This window comes from Acinetobacter septicus (genome assembly GCF_019355975.1).
Lineage (GTDB): Bacteria > Pseudomonadota > Gammaproteobacteria > Pseudomonadales > Moraxellaceae > Acinetobacter > Acinetobacter ursingii.
This window is the reverse complement of sequence record NZ_CP079898.1, coordinates 37,966-55,398: the sequence shown is the minus strand read 5'-3', so window position 1 is coordinate 55,398 and position 17,433 is coordinate 37,966. Positions and strand designations below refer to the sequence as shown.

19 protein-coding genes are annotated in these 17,433 nt (G+C 38.7%); 4 read left to right on the top strand and 15 right to left on the bottom strand.

The features are described 5' to 3' along the window. The first annotated feature begins 17 nt into the window (after positions 1–17). The 3 genes from I6L31_RS00390 (at position 18) to I6L31_RS00380 (ending at position 2,630) form a co-directional block, all read left to right on the top strand. Positions 18–644, top strand: a complete 627-nt coding sequence (locus I6L31_RS00390; RefSeq protein ID WP_004989896.1) for a superoxide dismutase — start codon at positions 18–20, stop codon at positions 642–644. A 532-nt stretch (positions 645–1,176) separates the two neighbouring features. Continuing rightward, on the top strand, positions 1,177–2,400 hold the full coding sequence (locus I6L31_RS00385) for a tyrosine-type recombinase/integrase (protein ID WP_004989903.1): 1,224 nt from the start codon (positions 1,177–1,179) through the stop codon (positions 2,398–2,400). Next, complete coding sequence (locus I6L31_RS00380; protein WP_004989905.1) at positions 2,400–2,630, top strand: hypothetical protein; 231 nt, start codon at positions 2,400–2,402, stop codon at positions 2,628–2,630. The genes I6L31_RS00385 and I6L31_RS00380 overlap by 1 nt, the downstream gene beginning before the upstream one ends. Positions 2,631–2,668: 38 nt before the next feature. Here I6L31_RS00380 and I6L31_RS00375 read toward each other — a convergent pair whose 3' ends face one another. The 13 genes from I6L31_RS00375 to I6L31_RS00315 form a co-directional block, all read right to left on the bottom strand. Beyond that, positions 2,669–3,151, bottom strand: coding sequence for a hypothetical protein (locus I6L31_RS00375; RefSeq protein ID WP_005003659.1), 483 nt, complete (start codon positions 3,149–3,151; stop codon positions 2,669–2,671). Beyond that, positions 3,148–3,729: an N-acetylmuramidase family protein gene (locus I6L31_RS00370; protein ID WP_005003657.1), complete on the bottom strand. Its 582-nt coding sequence runs from the start codon at positions 3,727–3,729 to the stop codon at positions 3,148–3,150. The genes I6L31_RS00375 and I6L31_RS00370 overlap by 4 nt, the downstream gene beginning before the upstream one ends. Continuing rightward, positions 3,726–4,061, bottom strand: coding sequence for a phage holin family protein (locus tag I6L31_RS00365; RefSeq protein WP_005003655.1), 336 nt, complete (start codon positions 4,059–4,061; stop codon positions 3,726–3,728). The genes I6L31_RS00370 and I6L31_RS00365 overlap by 4 nt, the downstream gene beginning before the upstream one ends. Positions 4,062–4,156: 95 nt before the next feature. Then, on the bottom strand, positions 4,157–4,972 hold the full coding sequence (locus I6L31_RS00360; RefSeq protein WP_005003653.1) for a hypothetical protein: 816 nt from the start codon (positions 4,970–4,972) through the stop codon (positions 4,157–4,159). After that, positions 4,965–7,760 carry a phage tail protein gene (locus I6L31_RS00355; RefSeq protein WP_005003651.1) on the bottom strand — a complete coding sequence of 932 codons (2,796 nt, stop codon included), beginning with the start codon at positions 7,758–7,760 and terminating at the stop codon, positions 4,965–4,967. The genes I6L31_RS00360 and I6L31_RS00355 overlap by 8 nt, the downstream gene beginning before the upstream one ends. Beyond that, entirely contained in the window at positions 7,744–7,935 is a 192-nt protein-coding gene (locus I6L31_RS00350; RefSeq protein WP_005003649.1) for a hypothetical protein, read from the bottom strand. Before I6L31_RS00350 ends, I6L31_RS00355 begins: the two co-directional genes overlap by 17 nt. Beyond that, positions 7,932–8,165: a hypothetical protein gene (locus I6L31_RS00345; protein WP_005003646.1), complete on the bottom strand. Its 234-nt coding sequence runs from the start codon at positions 8,163–8,165 to the stop codon at positions 7,932–7,934. Before I6L31_RS00345 ends, I6L31_RS00350 begins: the two co-directional genes overlap by 4 nt. A gap of 7 nt (positions 8,166–8,172) precedes the next feature. After that, positions 8,173–8,979 (bottom strand): phage BR0599 family protein, encoded by an 807-nt coding sequence (locus I6L31_RS00340; protein WP_005003645.1) that lies wholly within the window; start codon positions 8,977–8,979, stop codon positions 8,173–8,175. Further along, on the bottom strand, positions 8,976–9,950 hold the full coding sequence (locus I6L31_RS00335; RefSeq protein WP_005003642.1) for a hypothetical protein: 975 nt from the start codon (positions 9,948–9,950) through the stop codon (positions 8,976–8,978). The genes I6L31_RS00340 and I6L31_RS00335 overlap by 4 nt, the downstream gene beginning before the upstream one ends. A 39-nt stretch (positions 9,951–9,989) precedes the next feature. Beyond that, positions 9,990–13,652, bottom strand: a complete 3,663-nt coding sequence (locus I6L31_RS00330; RefSeq protein ID WP_005003640.1) for a transglycosylase SLT domain-containing protein — start codon at positions 13,650–13,652, stop codon at positions 9,990–9,992. 59 nt (positions 13,653–13,711) lie between these two features. Beyond that, positions 13,712–14,128 carry a hypothetical protein gene (locus tag I6L31_RS00325; protein WP_005003638.1) on the bottom strand — a complete coding sequence of 139 codons (417 nt, stop codon included), beginning with the start codon at positions 14,126–14,128 and terminating at the stop codon, positions 13,712–13,714. Between the two features lie 64 nt (positions 14,129–14,192). Next, entirely contained in the window at positions 14,193–15,107 is a 915-nt protein-coding gene (locus tag I6L31_RS00320; protein ID WP_005003637.1) for a phage antirepressor N-terminal domain-containing protein, read from the bottom strand. A 76-nt stretch (positions 15,108–15,183) separates the two neighbouring features. Continuing rightward, positions 15,184–15,345 carry a toxin-antitoxin system HicB family antitoxin gene (locus I6L31_RS00315; protein ID WP_005003635.1) on the bottom strand — a complete coding sequence of 54 codons (162 nt, stop codon included), beginning with the start codon at positions 15,343–15,345 and terminating at the stop codon, positions 15,184–15,186. A gap of 121 nt (positions 15,346–15,466) precedes the next feature. Between I6L31_RS00315 and I6L31_RS00310 the strand changes: the two genes are divergently transcribed. Continuing rightward, positions 15,467–15,727 carry an Arc family DNA-binding protein gene (locus tag I6L31_RS00310; protein ID WP_005003633.1) on the top strand — a complete coding sequence of 87 codons (261 nt, stop codon included), beginning with the start codon at positions 15,467–15,469 and terminating at the stop codon, positions 15,725–15,727. A gap of 170 nt (positions 15,728–15,897) precedes the next feature. Here the strand turns inward: I6L31_RS00310 and I6L31_RS00305 are convergent, their stop codons facing one another. Together I6L31_RS00305 and I6L31_RS00300 are read right to left on the bottom strand one after the other, a co-directional pair. After that, positions 15,898–16,266: a HEPN domain-containing protein gene (locus tag I6L31_RS00305; protein ID WP_005003629.1), complete on the bottom strand. Its 369-nt coding sequence runs from the start codon at positions 16,264–16,266 to the stop codon at positions 15,898–15,900. A gap of 11 nt (positions 16,267–16,277) precedes the next feature. Next, positions 16,278–17,048, bottom strand: a complete 771-nt coding sequence (locus I6L31_RS00300) for a hypothetical protein (RefSeq protein WP_005003628.1) — start codon at positions 17,046–17,048, stop codon at positions 16,278–16,280. Positions 17,049–17,433: the final 385 nt, after the last annotated feature.

Sequence of the window (17,433 nt, the reverse complement as noted above, 5' to 3'; positions counted from 1 at the left end):
ACGCAAGGAATTGGAACATGACAACCATTACTTTACCTGCATTACCTTATGCTTACGATGCACTTGAGCCACATATTTCTAAAGAAACTTTAGAATTTCACCATGACAAGCATCATCAAACTTATGTGACTAATTTAAATAACTTGATCAAAGGTACTGATCTTGAAGGTAAAACTTTAGAAGAAATCATCCAAGCTGCTGCGGGTGATGCATCTAAAGCAGGTATCTTTAATAACGCTGCTCAAGTTTGGAACCATACTTTTTACTGGAACTCAATTGCGCCAAATGGCGGCGGTAAACCAACTGGCGCAATCGCAGCTAAAATTGATGAAGCATTTGGTTCTTACGAAAAATTTGCTGAAGAATTTGCTAATGCAGCAACGACTCAATTCGGTTCTGGTTGGGCATGGTTAGTGGCTGATGAAGTGAATGGTAAACTTTCGATTACTAAAACTTCAAATGCTGATACTCCACTTGCACATGGTCAAGTTGCTGTGTTGACGATTGACGTTTGGGAACATGCTTACTATATCGACTACCGCAATGCACGTCCGAAATACATCTCTACTTTCCTTGAAAGCCTTGTAAACTGGGATTATGCAAATGCAAAACTTGCAGGTCAACCAGCAGGCGTAGAAAAATAAGTTTTTATTTTCTACAAAGCCGCCTAAGTTTTGAATTGCACCCCTAAAGTTGGACACATTCAGTCTAACTTGAAGGGTGCTTTTCTATGGCTAAATATTCTCCATTCATTAGCAAGTCTAAGAGCTGGTTTTAATGAAATGATTGACGCTTAAATCCAGTCAAACACCATACAAGCTTGATTGATACATGAATAAGATCATCACAAATAATACAAATTCTGATAAAGTAACCGCTTAATTTAACGGCTTAATTTTGGATAGAGTTACTCAAATGGGTTACCAAACGGTCAACCTTAAGCCAATAATTTAATATCTAATTAATTTTCAATAGGTTGCAATTACAATGTTGCTCATGATCGAAAAGAAGATCATATCTTAATTGGCATTCAACGACATTAAGAAAACAACAAATTAAATTAGAAATATAATTTCCATTATTAAATAACATTCATCTTCATTAAATGACATTAAGCAAATTTGTGAGTAACATTGTGCGTAACACTTTTTTGATGATTTTCTGGTTACTCACACAATGCTTAACGACACTAAGATCAAACAACTTAAGCCAAAAGATAAACCATATCGTGTAGCTGATCAGGGTGGGCTTTGCATTGAAGTTCGAGTAAGCGGCTTGAAATTCTGGCGGTTCAGATATCGCTTTCTTGGCTCTGCAAAAATGGTCACATTGGGTGAGTACCCTATTGTCACTTTGGCAACCGCACGCCAAAAAGCACTTGAACAGAAAGCCTTGCTTGATCAGAATATTGATCCATCAGAATACAAAAAAGAAGCTGTCGAACGAGCCAAAGCTCAAAAGCCGATCTCTTTCAAAGAAATTGCAAACGAATGGTTTGATAAACGTAAAGACAGCAGATCGGAAGGTTATCGCTTGGATGTAGAGAAATCGTTTCGCTTAGATATCTTCCCGGCTTTCGGAAACAAAGACATTAAGAAAGTAAACGCAGCGGATGTTCTGACAATGCAGGACTCGACGCTTAAACGAGTAAAGAAGCAAAAAAACCATGGCACTGGTGAGTCTACAGCAATCCGAAATAGGCAGATCGTTGGCCAAGTTTTTGACTACGCGGTAGCAACGCTTAGACGTGATAGCAATCCTATTTCATCTTTAAAAGGGACTATTGAGAAGCCACCCAAAGATGGTGCGCGCCCAATGACAAATGAAGAGATGTCCATGTTTCATGAATCTCTCAATAATTATAAAGGTGCTGCTACAACTAAGAATGCAATCAAGATAGCGATCTATACGATGATGCGTTCGATTGAAGTTGTGCGACTACGCTGGGATTGGATTGATTTTGATAAGATGCTGATAACCATTCCACCCGCATCTGTTGAGCAATTAAAAAAAGGTCAGCGCAACATTAAGATGAACCGAACTCACATGGTTCCCCTATCTCAACAAGTTTGTGACGTATTAAAGAGCCAGTACGAGCAAACAAAAAATGGTGACTTGGTATTTTCAAGCGTCTTTGATAAGTCAAAGCTAATGAACAAATCAACAATTAATTCAGCGCTAGATTCAATGGGGCTTAAAGAATTGACATGCCACGACTTCCGCGCCACAGCATCTACCATTCTACACAGTAAAAAGTATGACAGTGATCATATTGAACTACAGCTTGCACATGTCGATAAAAATACTATCCGCGGCACTTACAATCACTCACAGTATTTAGATGAGCGTAGAAAGATGCTGCAAGATTGGGCTGATATAGTCGATAGCTGGAGTCAATAATGCCCTACTACATCAAAAAGAATAATAGATATCTCACCCTCGAAAACATCACAAACGAGCATTACGATGATGAATACAATATCGTGAATGAAAGTTACACAACAGGCTTCAACTGGACTTTAGACACTGAGTACGCAAAGAAGTTTTACACTCACAATGAAGCATCAGACTATGTTTATCGCTTTAGACATGTATTGAAAGATATTCAGATTGTCCAAGAAAAGTTTTGAAAATAATTGATGGAAAAATAGCACTCATTAGAGTGCTTTTACGGCCAAGCATTGCTCAATCGCTCTGCATCAGCTGCGTGTTCATCAGCTTTTTGTGCCACGTTTCGATATTCTGTGATGCAACTTTCGAGTATGTCACTTGAGGAATCTGCGTATTCAATGACGGTTTCGCGGGAAGCTGCGGACAGACGTTGTTTTGCAATGCTGAGTTGCTTTGACAAGCTGTTAGCACTGGACTGAGCATCGCTAGCATCAGACTCAATTTGTTTAATTTTGGCATTGTAGTTTTGCTCCGCTTTTGTGATTTGTTCTGCCCAAACTTTTTCTTGTTGAGCAGCTTGAACTTTGGATTTTTCAGCTGCTAATTGTTGCTGAGTGATGTAGTTGGCGTGTAATCGCTTCTGATCTTTGATTTCAGCAGCTTGATGATTTTGAATAAACAAACAGATCAATAATAAAAAAGCGAGAACTGCAATGATGCATTCTCGCCAGTATTTAAGGACTAAATACAAATAACTCATGAGAACTCCTTGTAAGCATTCGCCAGCTTTATGTCATAATTATTCTTTGCATACTCCTTGCCGTTGTAACTCAGTGCAAAGTTCTTCCAGTCCTGATTTCGCAAATATTTATCAAGCCCATTAGTTTTAATGAAGCGGCACATTGCATCCAATTGACCAGCCTCATCTTTATACATTGCATTGATAAATGCTTGTAATGACGCATAGCCTAGATCTTTCCAGTGATACCCCATCACCTGCCCCAAACCCCATGATGCTGACTCGAGCGCGGAAGCTCGATCATACTGACAAGCTGCATTCAAACGACCATGTTGTGCAGAGTACAAACCATACCCTCCTGATGTTTTTGCACATAGATCTGGCCGTTCACGCATCACTTTGTCTGCTAAAGATGCTTTAGCATTTGCGATAAGACGTTGACGAAAAACGTGGCGTTCAAAAAGAACCACAGGTGTACCATCGGAATTAAAACCGCTTCCCTTAGCTTCAACTTTCATGACAGCTTGCAAGGCTGCTGTTGGTACATTGATGGCTTTGGCAGCTTCTGTGATTTGCTCTAATGTGATTCTTTTACTCATGGCACCTTGCCTCCGCTAATAATTGATTTCCAGATAAGAATGAATGTATCGATCGCTTTACCACCCAAGTGCCCCGCTATGCCCGCAATTGCTGCGATTAAAACAATAGGCATTTCCCAGTAAACACATAGAAGAACAGTGATGATTCCTGCAAAACCACTCGTAATCATTTCAGCTATAAGTCGAAAAACTATATATTTCAGTGGCTTTGGTTCTTTTGAATTGTTAAGCTTATCCATGAATTTCACTAAGCCTCCCAACATTGCTAAAACAACAATCCACCCATAAGTGATGATTGCTGTAACAACCTCTTTCAGTGCATCTTTATCCATTGTTTTTCCTAATTTTTGGCAATAAAAAAGCACCCGAAGGTGCTTTATGTTGTTGAGATTTAAACTTCTATTTGCACAGCATTTTATGCGCCCTATTAAAGCTTTCTAAGATAAATATTCTTAATCTTACTGTGTGATGCTGTAATTCCAACATCCCAAATCGCAGCACCGATTGTAATAACGCCATTTCTAGTGAAATTAGCAATGAATTTTGAGTCCGTAAATGGTGTTCCAGCTATACCATCTTTATACGTTGTCCAAACTCCTGCGACTCGTCTAACAACATATTTCACAAAGGTAGTTCCATCACGGGTTTGATCTGTCGGAGCAAAAGCATCCTTTTCCCCCGGACTCATAATCGCACACATAAACCTAGATGACGGGTTAAATTGCATTGATATAGCACCGCTAGACCACCCCGTTCCAACCCCAAATACACACGGATATGACCCGCCACCGTTCGCCATCAATGCTACTTCTATACCGAACTCAAAATTAGATGTTCCTAAGTTTAATTCTGTGATTCCTGTTGTATTGAAACGAATGTAACTTCCATCAGGAACATACAAATACCCATCTTGAATTACTGCGCTGCCTACTGTTGTTGCAACAAGATTGAACTTACCATGGTCATTCTTATCAGACGAAAACGGCATATTGAGCAAGTATGTTTGAGTTGACACAACTTTAATGTCACTCAATTTTTCAACACTATTTCTTACAGAACTGACAGCTACATAGTAAAGTTTATTTTCATCAATATCAGTGTCCACATAAGTTCGATCTGTATCAAGTATGACAGCCTTTGGGGTAGGCAATGTTGTAGATGTAAAAGGTGTTTCAGAGCAGTAGTAACGCTGCTCGTCCACAAGCCCTTCAAGCTCCCAATTTAACTCTAAACGATTAGTCATTTTTAAACTCAACTGTTAAGTTGTACGGTGCAGAGAAGACTTGCGACAATTCAAAAATATGCTCAAACGGATGTAAGCACTCATAGCCATCTCTCACTGTTTTTGCTGTTACTTCAATTGATCTAGTTTCAGCTTGCATTGATGAAATTGCTAAAGTGTAAGTGTTGGTTCCAGTCGCATCTATGTTGTGCGTCGCAATAAGCAGTTCATCTACATCAAGCTCTTTGATAGTCAGCATTGTTGAAGTGCCACTTTCAATTGTAACGCCACCATCAAACCAGCTAAGAATTTCCCCACCTGTTTGTTGCAGGCGATTACGATCAACCCAAGTTAAAATTAAATCAGTGTCAATCTCGGCAGGATAATACTCACCATTAATTTTTACATTCGCTGGTGGATAAGGTCGAATTGCACGTGCATTCATTTCTACAGATAAAGCTGTTGCATCACCCAATCTTTGAATCCCACTCGGCGTAGTCGTCAACACTTTCGCATTAATAACTTCACCCAATACATACTGCTCAGAATCAAAAGCACTAAATGAATCGTAGAAATAAAAAACCGCACCTTGCAAATGCGGTTTCGGTACTGTGTCGAGTGCTGCACGTTTGACAGTGAGAATCTTGGTCACATCATCATAACTTTGATAAACCATCAATTCTTCATCGCAAAGAATTAATGTGCCGATTTCAGCTTGACTGATCGCACTCACATCTTTAACAGTAAATGATGTGTCTAAATAACTGATGTCTTGATCAAGTACAGCGGTTGGGCAGTAATCAACAATCGAAGCTTGTTTATACCCTGTACCGTTATCTGTAAACAACAACGCATTGATCGAGTTATTTTGTGGTTTCTTTGTTGCAACCATTAAATGCCCAAAATCAGGATTATTACTTAGTTCAGTATCAACTTGGGACTGACCAAAACGCTGTACTGCTTCAAAATATGGCATTTCAAAAGCAATACTTTGGTTTGGTTGCGGCGATAATGCAACAGACGTTGACTGATCAACATTTATTGATGGGTAGTTAATAGATGAAAAAGGAATCACTTCAACCCAATCCAGCGTAACAGTATTATCTATCCCGTCGCCAAGACCGATTTTCATGATACGAACTGGCACTTCAAACATATTTTGATTGGGCCAAGTCAACTTCATGACATCATAGCGATTGATCTTGCGAGCATCATATTTGCCAGTTGTGAAAGAGCCTTTTCGTGTTGGTGTTGAAAGTTGTTTTAGCTTCCAATTTCCAACTAATTCAGCATTGCGACGATTCATAAAATAGGGAAAGTCTATCGTTTCAGCATTTGACTGACTAGATAATATAGAGCCAATTTCATCTAATGAAAATGATGAATCTTTAATATTATCTCGGTCATAATAATTCACATTAACCGAATTAATCATATCGTCGATATTCGCAACTTCAATATTAAAAGACTTGATATTGCTTTCATTAAAAACTTGGGCATTATCTAAATCTAACAAATCATCACGAAATAGAACGATTTCATACAAGCCAGTTTGACGATTGACACGTATCCCTGCTTCGATGTGATACAGCAGCTCATCTATTGCTTCTTTGCATGATTTCTCTGTAAATGCTCCTGAAACACCTAAGCCCTCATGCCAAATTCTTCTTGCTGCAAACTTAAAATTCTCATCATTAATCATTGACTCAGTCTTGTTCATTGCATTGTCATTTGTAATGATCTCTCTGATCTGATGAATAGGGTTTATATCAATTCCTTTGACCTGACTGGGTGCTTCTAGCGGTTCTTGATAAAATACAGCAGGAGATATCTCATGATTAAAATAGAAAGAACCGTCATCTTCTGGATATAGATCACACTTGATAACACCAGTGATTATTGCTGGAAGTTGAGCAGTGATTTCCCACATTACTGATCTTCCAGCAACAGTTGTTGAATATTCATTATCGCACTCTAGAGAGAATAATCCTGGAATAAATGGTCTATCACCCATATTCCCCATCCCAGCAGAAAGAATAAGCTTTAACAGTCCAGTACCGCCGAAAGACATTGAGAAATTATTTTCATATGGGATATTTACTTGGCGAAAACTATAATGACACAAACCATTCACCAATTCCAACTCCCGAATATCAGGTTCCAGTATCACTTCACTACATACAACACTGTCATTTAAATATGCTATTTCGCTCTCATTCCCACACGTGGCCCAATTACATGAAGATGATGCTGAAACAGTTCCCATTGGTGTTGGCTCAATTATAGTTGGCGCATTATTTCTCGCACCAATTTCACATACAATAATCTCATTGCCATCTTCATCCATATGGCTTTTATACCACTGCTCGCTTCCATCATCTTTAATACGAGTACGTTTAGGCCAGTACAACACTTCTTTCAGCATTCCCGACATCGATACGAGCTGAAAACCCTTGTCTATTGTGTACCCTTTAAAAACAACATAAGACAAATATGGAAAAGATGACACAAGTTCGCTGTCATGCTCAGCTAGATATGCATTTTGACGTATATATTCAGGTCGGCCAGTGTGAATTTCAATCATCCCCACCCAGCCACCCTCTTGCTTGTCACCGCCAAAAATATTAGGCATCGCAATACCTAAAGAAACATCCCCCTCTTTAAGTATGTCTTGATAAATCCTGTCTGATAAAATCCAGCCCCGATTATCAGGGTTGATATCTAATATTCGCTCAATGCAATTCCCGAGTGCAACTTGCAGACCAGCAAAATATTTATATCCGACTGTTTGTTTACTGCTTCCGCCCATTTCTAGCCACCTCTACAACTTGCAAAGCCATTGCATCGTCAGTTTTGATAAAAAATTCTTCATCTAAACCGTTTTTTAAAAATTCTTGAAAATCCCAACCTCTAGCCAAAAAAAATGCCCGCGTTCCACGAGAGCACATATTGGCTTTTCGTATATCAGACATGTAGATTTTCATTTCTTACCCCCTTTGACTTTAATCGCTTCCGTGCTTTCATTGCCTTTCCAAACAATGTTTCCATGTATATGTGGTGAGCCAAAGATAGAAGAAAATGACACCCCCTCGTCAGCAATAGAACCGTCTAATTGATTAGGTTCAGGTCTGTTTTTTTTCTGCATTTTTCGCATCGTGTAATACGAGTAAACAGCAGATGCAACTGAAAGAACAATCGCTACGATTGCAAACATAGCCACCTCACTTAATAATTTGATCGTTTACTGGGTTTGATGCAGGGATGTTTGGAAACCCCATAAATCGCAATGTATTATCAAAAACTGTATGACATGGGCCTGATCTTGTTTGGTCACAACCAGGGGCAATCATTACCACATCGCCAACTTTTAACCCAGGGTGTTCGCGTACAAGACTAATAGTTGTATTTTCGCTAAATCTAATACTTGTAAAAATTCCATCTCTATAAAGCGCGCCGCGACTAAAGTAATTTTCAGGATATGTTGAACTATCATTAATCGTAAAGCTGACAGTCAAGCGATCAATTGCAGTGACAGTGACTTCAACTGACCAATCTTCAATATTTAGACCACAAATACGATCATAAATCTTGTTTGAGCAGCTTTTTTGAAACTTGCGAGTAAGAATATTCTTGTTCTGTTGAGTCTCAGCAGTAGAACTCACAAGCGTCATTGTGTTTGCATCATCATCAAACTTTGGCTGAATTACTCGCCCAATATGAATGACTAGCGTCTCGCCCTTATACAGCTCAAGAATAGTCACAGTGACGCTTTTGAAGTAAATCTTGTTAATGAACAAAGCTTGTAGATCATCACCATCTGCATTCAAGATTTGCATGGGATACGGAAAAGTAATCTCAGTATCGCACTTATCAATATCCTCGTCTGTGATGTCGCTACGTCCCACAACCAACGGCAGATAAGTATGACCATTATGATCTACGGCCTTTGCAGCACTGGTGAAGTACCATGTCTTGTCACCATGCTTAAACTCAAACAGGTCTTTTTTAGACTTAAATAAATTCATCATGGCGTTAGCTCCACCACAGGCACGTTCGTTTCAACAATGCCTGCACCTTTAAAATTGAACTCAATCGCATCGCTATTCAGGCGAAATAATCGCTTCACTGGATTATTCTTATCACCCTCAAACATTTGCAAATAGAACGCATTCAACCGCCCGCGACGACGATAAAACCATTTTTTTAAGTCAATATATTCTTGAGGATTGCGCATGAGTAATCGCAATACAAACATTTTCTTTGCGCCCATCCAGTGCGTATATCCCCAAATATTCCCCATGCCGCCATCGACAATATTTTGATGTTGGCTGAATGAAACATCGAGATAATCCCCATTCAATAACACTTTCCAGTCGCAATAATCTTCACTATTAAACTGTTCAGGTGCGGCTGAAATGGGATATTCGATATTTTCTAGCACTCTAAACGTGACTTGTGGTTTAAATACCAGTGCATTCATTTGTGCTGTCATGTCGCCATCAATGATGCAAAGTCGCAACGGTTGAAGAATCGGGCTTGTGGCTTCAATTGCGGTATGAATGCGGAAGCCGTCGAAATATGTTGGCACTTCTTCAATGACTTCATAACGCCCGATTTCAGTCACTTGCACAGCAGCAAATGTATTATTCGACTTCACCAAAATGAATGAGTCAACGCCGACATTTAACAGGCTTGTATCGCAATCAATGAAATCACCATCAATATCAGAAACAGTCACTGTTTCAAGCATTTGCGGTATTAAATATTCAGCACGCAATTCATCGTAAAAGGTGTCAAACATGCCCTGAATTTCAGCTTTATACGCCAACATTGAATAATTGAAGGACTGTCGTGCTGCATCAATTAGCGGTATGCGTTCTTCCTCTGTCGCATCGAAACTTTGATGAACATCAGTCTTAAACTCATAACGTTCAGTTGTTTCAAGCAAAGGGCATTTTGTGAGCAAGATATAATCACGCTCATTTATAGTCACTTTCATAAATTGCTCACATAAAAAACCGACCTTGGATTGGTCGGTTTAAATACCTAGTTTTGTTCTGTTCCGTTTAATGATATTCATCACAATCTTTTCGCCCTGTGGTGCAGCTAAAGCATTGTAATACTCTGAGTCATCCCAACTATTCATTACACGAACATTTACCTGAGGTGATTCCATTGGTTGATTTTGAGCATTTGCCGCCTGACGATCACTTAGATAATTAGTAAGATCCTTATTCTGCTCTGGATTCAATACACGCTCACCGCCATCCAAAAGCCATGTTCCTTCTTTCGGGATATTGTCTATACCGTTGTGGGCCATGCCTGTAATGCTTGGCGTAAATGCCTGCAAGGCAGCTTGTAAGACACCAGTTTGCGCTGTAGCCATCCCTACAGCTGGCAGGTTGTATGGGAATGGGGCGGATGCCCAAGCAGCAGAAATAGCTGCATAGCCATTCATAATTACACTTGCTAAGTTTGCGCTTTTTTGTATTGCAACCATCGCAATATAAGCATCTGAACTTTCCCCGGCATATCCTTTAACAAGATCACCCATTGAACCAAAAACAGAACTCATAGCAGATAAGTTGCTTGAATATAGCTGCGTATTTAGCTCAATTTCCTTCTGATTATAGTCAGCGGTTATTTCTGACTTAGCTTTGAGATATTGCTCATGAGCTTGCAAAAGCTGTGCGTTACGATCATTCTCATCTTTGATTAAATTAATACCTGAAACTTGATTGTTATAAGCATCATTTAACCCACTCATGTCTGAAGAATATTGATTTTGCAAACTATACCGAGCATACGCATCCGGATTTTGTCTCTGCATTAGTGCTTGAGCTGCATTTTGACCGTATTGAAAAACACTGTCAGATGCTTGATTCAAAGTGCGAAATTGATCCATCTGGTTTGCTTGAAGTAACTTTTTACGGTTTTCATCAAGCAACTCACCATTTGCCAAAATTTCTTCACGTTCCCTTTGATATCGTTTGACTACAATTTCAGTTTCATTCAGATATGCCTCAAATGCAGATTGAACTTGCTCATCCTGTTCACGCCGAACAGCCGCAATTTCGAAATCGCGCTTACGCTGCAATCCAGATATTACCTTGGCTCGTTCCTGCTCGTTAATTTTTGTACTGGTTTTGGCCAGTTCAATTTGACGTGCATAGTAGTCTTCAAGCTGCTTTACCCGATCCGTTTCAAATGCAGTGAGATTTGCATAATCTTCTTCACGTTGAACTTTTAGCTGAGTTGCTTGTTCATTATACAAAGCTGTCTCTTGGGCCAATCGTGATTTTAATTCACTGGTTCCAGTATAGGCTTGTGTAATTTTCTCAACCCGATCCCGATGATCTTTAGCAAGTTTTTCAGCATCAGTGTAATATTGAGCATCAATTTCCTTGCGTTTGTCGTCCAGATCTTTTTGAGCTTGCGCCGCAAGAGCCTGTTGAGCCAATATGTCTGCCTGAGTCGGCATCAGAATTGAATTATCAACTGCGGTTTTCCCGTTTACACCAGCAAACCATTTTTGAAATCCTGGTACATACCCCGCAACCTCTTTCCGCTTATCTGAGGATAATCCTCCGTTCAAATAGGAATTTAAGCCATCAGAACCTGCGTTATATGCCATCAACGCATAATCTTGTGTACCAAATTTGGCTCTCTTTTTTGCTAAGTCTTTAGCTGCTGCCGTAGCTTGAGCTTCAATTGAACTATTTGCATTTAATCCATATTCACGTCTAAAAATAGATGTTGTCTGAAATAAGCCTTTGGCACCTGTAGGGCTAACAGCATTAGGATTTCCACCTGATTCCTGAAGAACTAGAGCCGCTAAAGTACCAACTGGCAACCCATATAAACCTTCAATTTGGGCAAAATTATTTGCCTTAGCGATGCCTTGAACTTTAGCAATCGCAGCCAATTCTGATTTATTAAAACTATAATTTTTGAGATTAAAGTTTTTCATTGTTGCATCAACAACTGACTGCGGCAACCCAACTTTAAATGCGTTTTCACCATTGGCGCTAGATTGAGCATCAGCTAAAGCATTAGCTTTATCAACTCCCATGCCACGCCCAACCAAGCTTTTTATATACAAGTCACGTGAAGCATCCTTCCTTAGTTGAGTGATATATTCTCGTTGTTTTTGAGTTAGCTTTTCCCAAGCACCTGCTGATTCATTTACAAGTTTTGTTTGCTCTCTCTGTGAGTTATTTGCTTCATCTGTTGCCACTTTTAATGAAGATACTACACTTTTTTGAGCATCCAGTTTAGCTTTGGCAGAAGTGGCGGCACTAGAGTATTTGACCATATTTGCATTATAAACATCAGTCACATCAGATAATGATCCGATTCGATTTGCCAATTCTTCCGCACTAATTCCACCTTGCAAAAACTCTTGTCGCCATGCCCTTATTTGATCTGCCGATTCTCCTTGTTTTAATACCGTTTCTGCCAAGCCACTTGCATAAGACGCAACCTGATTTTTTGCCGCCTCATAAGCCTCGGTGTCTGCCTCTAGGTCTTTTGCCGCATCATAAGCGAATGCTCGTTGCTTAGCTTGACTTAAGCTATTGTAATGATCCACTAGCTCACTGATAGATTTACCCTGCATATCAAACGCATCAGTAGCATCTTCTGTTTTGCGAGTCATTGCATAGTATGTGCCACCTGCAATAGCCACTTGCACGCCTAAAGCAATCAAACCCAATGGACCACCAACAAGGCTCAACATTGCCCCACCTAAGCCGCGAGTAACTGTAGTTAGAGTGATGGTTTCTCCTGCCATTCGTGCCAGAGCAACTTGGTAACGAGTATATTGAATAAGACTTGCAGCAGCCTGAGCGCCCGCAATACCGAATGCGGCAGCCAAACGAACACCAACCACCGTTGCTAAAGCAGTAGCACCCGCTTCAACTTTATCCCAGTTTTCAGCTATGGCCTCTATAACCGGAATAGCATCGTTAATTAATGTCGCCTGCAAGCCCTGCCACTGCAAATCTAAAAGTTGTAAATTAACTTTTGCTTCAGCAAGGCTTTTAACCATGTCGTCAGACATGATTGCGCCCGCATTTTTTGCGGCATCACCCCAGAACTTAAAGCCCTGACCATTCTTTTCTAACAATGGAATCAGTAGCGAAGAATCACTAATAATCTGTTCCATATAAAATTTCATGTCATTAGCTGATGCGCCTGCTTTTTCTAATGAATTATAGAAAAGCTGTAGCGCCTCTGGCCCTGATAATTTTTGAAATTGTTGGATCGTGACACCTATTCGTGGTGCAATGTTGGTGAAGAAGTCGGCTAATGGCCCACCACCTGTTTGTTGGAAATCGCCAATTCTGTCCTGCATATCTTTCATCTTGTCTGCAAAAGACTCAATCGAAATACCCGCAGTTTCAGCACCCTTAGCGTAATACTGAAATTGACTAACAGATGCATTGGCAAGCTTAGAGAATCTTTGAATATCATTGCCCGCATTAATCACCTTTTCACTATAAGCAACCATACCCGCAACAGATAGGCCGCCAACTGCAAGGCTCAATCCTTTTACCGCTATGGATGCAACATCCATTGATTCGGCTATGCCTTTTCCAGAATTTCGAGCCTGACGCTCTGCTTTGCTAAGTGGTTCGCTGAAACTTGCTGTTCTGGCAACAAGATCAAGTGTTAGGCGGCCTAATGATGCTGTTGCCATATCTACTTTCCTCTAGGCAATAAAAAACCCCGACTAGCGGGGTTTTACAAGTGATTATATCATTTCAACTTTTTATACATTAAATCCATCTCATTTAGTTTTTTATTAAAACCATTTAGGTTAATTGTATTATCTAAATAAGCTAAACTCGGCCATCGTTGAAATCTGGTCTTAATATTTTTACTACGCTTCATTGAATAGATAATAAAGTCTGGCACATCAAATATACCATCTTGGTTAGATGTGTATATATGATTTAAATATTCTGTTTTAAGAATAGCTTGCGTTCCAGGATAATTATTATCACCTATTTTGATAAAATACATATTTTCATTGCGAAACAACCAAAAACTATCTTTTTGTAGAATGCATAGTTTTTTATCGGTAATGTGGTCTATTTTGCATTCAACATGCCATTCATCAGCTAAAGCAGGCTTGCATAGGAAAATTAAAAAAATTAATAATACTTTTTTCACACCAAAACCCCATTAAGTAGACTTAATGAGGTTAGCTTAAAATTTTCTTAAATGAAAGGCTTGCCTATCGTGGTACTGGTTTTAGTGGCAGCTTCTTCAATGCTCTAGCTTGACTGTAAATCTCATAACCCATCATAAAGTTGTGTAGCGGTTCAAAGGCTTCACTAAGCTTAACTAAATCTACCACCCCATGATGCACAGTTTGTGGCAATACAACCAACTTACCTTTATTGATCGCCACGTAGTAGAACAGTCGCTCATCACTCAAGTCCTGATACTGCAATATTTCACTAAATCGAGCTGCTATTTCATGAGCCATTGGGTTTTGTAGTGTTGGATAGCGATGAGCCAGATTATCAACAAAAGACTGCAACTTTTCTAATGTTCCGCCATTATCTTGTTTTTCAGGCTTGGCTTTGATAGCCATTGTCTCCAAATAATGGACAGATTCAGGGAAATGAATTGCGAGTAACTCAGCGTATCGAGGAATCTTGAAGTGCCGGTTATGACGAGACCACATTTCAGCATAAATCTTGCGTTCACCTTTAGAGCGCCTATCTACAATTTCATGTAGCAATGCTTGTTGTTCAGGCGATATTGCTACTCGATGGTTAATTGCTTGACCTTTAGTCCAATAATCCCACAAAACATCATCACATTCGTTTTGATACATGATGACAGTATCACGTAACTCGGGTTTTACTTTGTTTGACTCTATTGAATACATGAAGGCTGGCAATTTTTTTAGTGCCATCATTATGACTTCGCGAGTTTGATTATCACCCAATAGCTGCGTTGTCATCTTGACAACGCAGGTCTTAAACTTTTGATTAAGCTTACGAAATTGAGTTGCCCAATCCAATCCCATGCCTTCAACAATGGGGCGCATTGGAATATATGGCTGACCTTCATGCTCTAGAATTAATAATTCTGCACTATGGAAAGGTACAGTGATTTGAGTTAGACTATTTGTAGTCATAAATAATTTCCTTTAGTTTGTGACAACTGAAAGCCCGTCCCGTCCAAGTTCTGGGCTTTTTTGTTGTCTATTGATTTCATGCTTTCGCACTCTGGTGGTTTAAATAAAATTCAACTGCCTTATTTACTAAATAATTCATTGAACGCTCTTCTTTTTTTGCATGGTCTTTTAAGTCTTCATGCAACTCATTTGACACTCGAACACGAACATCAATTGATTTTTTTCGACCTTCTTTCATTGTTTTCTCCTGATTACCCCAAAATGCCACACATTGTGGCTTTTAATAACTATAGCCACACTTTGTGGTAATGTAAATAGGTAAGTCAAATTATTTGCCACTTTTTGTGGCATGAGGGATTATGAGTAATCAAACTAATCACACAATCGTTAGATTAAGAGTTCCACCAGAGCTAAAAAACAAGATTGAAGAATCTGCTGAAAAAAATAACCGTTCGCAAAGTGCAGAGATGGTCGCCCGCTTAGAACAAAGCTTTGAGGCTCAGATTTCCCATGAATTTGAAATGCACATGATGGAAATTATGCTGAAAGAGCAGCAGGAAAAACTTAATAATCTAACGCAAGCGATTGATAATGTAACCAAACTTGTTTCTGGTCGCTGATTCATATCACCGCCCCACCCAACTATTTAAATAATCCTCTGCATCCATTTCAATCACTTTAGGCTTCTGTTCGTGGGGCATAAAGGCGAATGAGGTTAGCTTAAAAAGGGGCCGGTTACCACATTTCACTCATTAAAAAACCCGCCGAAGCGGGTTTCATTATTTTTAAACTATGCGTGATTCAATTCATTTATGATCTTTTCGCACATTTGAATTGATTCATTTGCAGTTTTTTCAGTAATCACTAAATCTAACTTATAATCCGCGTTAACTCTTAAAGTGTGAAAATTATTCAACCTAAAAGCAATTCCTTTGAGGATTCTGTTAGCTGGTCTGAGCTCTATCAATGTTTGTCTCAATGATGCATGGCTCCCACCTTTATAGGCATTGACTGGTATGCCTAAATTGTCAGCCTTAATTCTGACTTGATGATATGCGCAATAGTAACTTCTGCTTACAACCTGACGGTAATCTATTTCATTAATAGGTTCGAGTGTAATGATCTTTTTGGAAAAATTTAAGAACTCAATACTATCCACTTGCAAAATCCTTAAATTAAGCGGCCATAATCTTCAGATGTAAAGACTACAGGATATCTTAAAATATCGTCAAAATCATAATCATCAAGCAAACTTAGCTGTATTTCGTTCACACCATCATTGAGTTTTTCTATCATCTCTAAATCAAGATTTTTATTGAACAATATTGTTATGAAACCAGAATCAGTTTGTTCAGTAAAAGTTCCCAAATTTCCAATACAATTAGAGAAGAATAATGAATGTATTCTCGAATTTAAATCCCTATAAAGATTTAAATTAAAACCATTAATATTGAAAAACTTAATATTCTTTTCAATTGCTATCAGTGCTTCACTTGATGTTTTTATCTGATCTTGGTTAAATGATTTCATATCCTCCAACCTTTTATCATATATGAGAAAATTAGAAGCTGTTGACAACATCCACGAATAGTAAACCATAAGCCTACTGTATTCAAACGCTAGCCAAGAGAATTCAATAGCATCAATATATTTTCCATGTGAGACGCTTGCTATTGCCTTCAAGAAATAACATTGGGAAAGAATTTCGGAATCAACTGTTTGAGCTATGAGAGAATCAATCTCCTCTAATGCTAATTCGAATTTATTTTCATAGAGAAACAAAAAAGATTTGGCAAACTTGTACTCAAGGTAATCAACATTTTCCAGTTGATTAATCTTTCTTCTCCATGAATGAAGTTTGAACTCACTTGTAGTTTTCACTAAATTTGAGTTCATTTCATCAAATAATTGAGAATATACAGTCTTAGGAGTAGGATTCATTTCAACCTAATATTTTTTATCTTTAACAAAATTAAAAATTTACCGAATTACTAGGTTTTATATTAAAAACCAAATACATTAAAGCACATAAAAACTCTCACATATCTTGTAATAAGTGATGTTTTCATAGCTTTTCTCCTTTGACAAAACACCCAGTAGGTATGTTTCTGGGTATACATTTATGATATCGCTTACTATACCTATGCGCAACGTCTTTGATAAATATTTATTTTTATAAATGTCAATACTTGTAAATACTAACCACGTTAAATGTTGTCGCGAAGAATAACAAAAACATATTTTACAATAACTTATAAATGTAATAGGGTTTTACAAATTACAAAAATTGACCACTTTGCGAATAAAATGGAACACATAAAAGACT

Excerpts from the sequence above, each read along its gene's own strand:
- I6L31_RS00315 (WP_005003635.1), bottom strand. The coding sequence starts at position 15,345 with ATGAAAGAAGGTCGAAAAAAATCAATTGATGTTCGTGTTCGAGTGTCA.
- I6L31_RS00310 (WP_005003633.1), top strand. The coding sequence starts at position 15,467 with ATGAGTAATCAAACTAATCACACAATCGTTAGATTAAGAGTTCCACCA.
- I6L31_RS00370 (WP_005003657.1), bottom strand. The coding sequence starts at position 3,729 with ATGAGTAAAAGAATCACATTAGAGCAAATCACAGAAGCTGCCAAAGCC.
- I6L31_RS00355 (WP_005003651.1), bottom strand. The coding sequence starts at position 7,760 with ATGGGCGGAAGCAGTAAACAAACAGTCGGATATAAATATTTTGCTGGT.
- I6L31_RS00375 (WP_005003659.1), bottom strand. The coding sequence starts at position 3,151 with ATGAGTTATTTGTATTTAGTCCTTAAATACTGGCGAGAATGCATCATT.
- I6L31_RS00335 (WP_005003642.1), bottom strand. The coding sequence starts at position 9,950 with ATGAAAGTGACTATAAATGAGCGTGATTATATCTTGCTCACAAAATGC.
- I6L31_RS00330 (WP_005003640.1), bottom strand. The coding sequence starts at position 13,652 with ATGGCAACAGCATCATTAGGCCGCCTAACACTTGATCTTGTTGCCAGA.
- I6L31_RS00380 (WP_004989905.1), top strand. The coding sequence starts at position 2,400 with ATGCCCTACTACATCAAAAAGAATAATAGATATCTCACCCTCGAAAAC.
- I6L31_RS00320 (WP_005003637.1), bottom strand. The coding sequence starts at position 15,107 with ATGACTACAAATAGTCTAACTCAAATCACTGTACCTTTCCATAGTGCA.
- I6L31_RS00360 (WP_005003653.1), bottom strand. The coding sequence starts at position 4,972 with ATGACTAATCGTTTAGAGTTAAATTGGGAGCTTGAAGGGCTTGTGGAC.
- I6L31_RS00365 (WP_005003655.1), bottom strand. The coding sequence starts at position 4,061 with ATGGATAAAGATGCACTGAAAGAGGTTGTTACAGCAATCATCACTTAT.
- I6L31_RS00345 (WP_005003646.1), bottom strand. The coding sequence starts at position 8,165 with ATGTTTGCAATCGTAGCGATTGTTCTTTCAGTTGCATCTGCTGTTTAC.
- I6L31_RS00340 (WP_005003645.1), bottom strand. The coding sequence starts at position 8,979 with ATGATGAATTTATTTAAGTCTAAAAAAGACCTGTTTGAGTTTAAGCAT.
- I6L31_RS00300 (WP_005003628.1), bottom strand. The coding sequence starts at position 17,048 with ATGAATCCTACTCCTAAGACTGTATATTCTCAATTATTTGATGAAATG.
- I6L31_RS00350 (WP_005003649.1), bottom strand. The coding sequence starts at position 7,935 with ATGAAAATCTACATGTCTGATATACGAAAAGCCAATATGTGCTCTCGT.
- I6L31_RS00390 (WP_004989896.1), top strand. The coding sequence starts at position 18 with ATGACAACCATTACTTTACCTGCATTACCTTATGCTTACGATGCACTT.
- I6L31_RS00385 (WP_004989903.1), top strand. The coding sequence starts at position 1,177 with ATGCTTAACGACACTAAGATCAAACAACTTAAGCCAAAAGATAAACCA.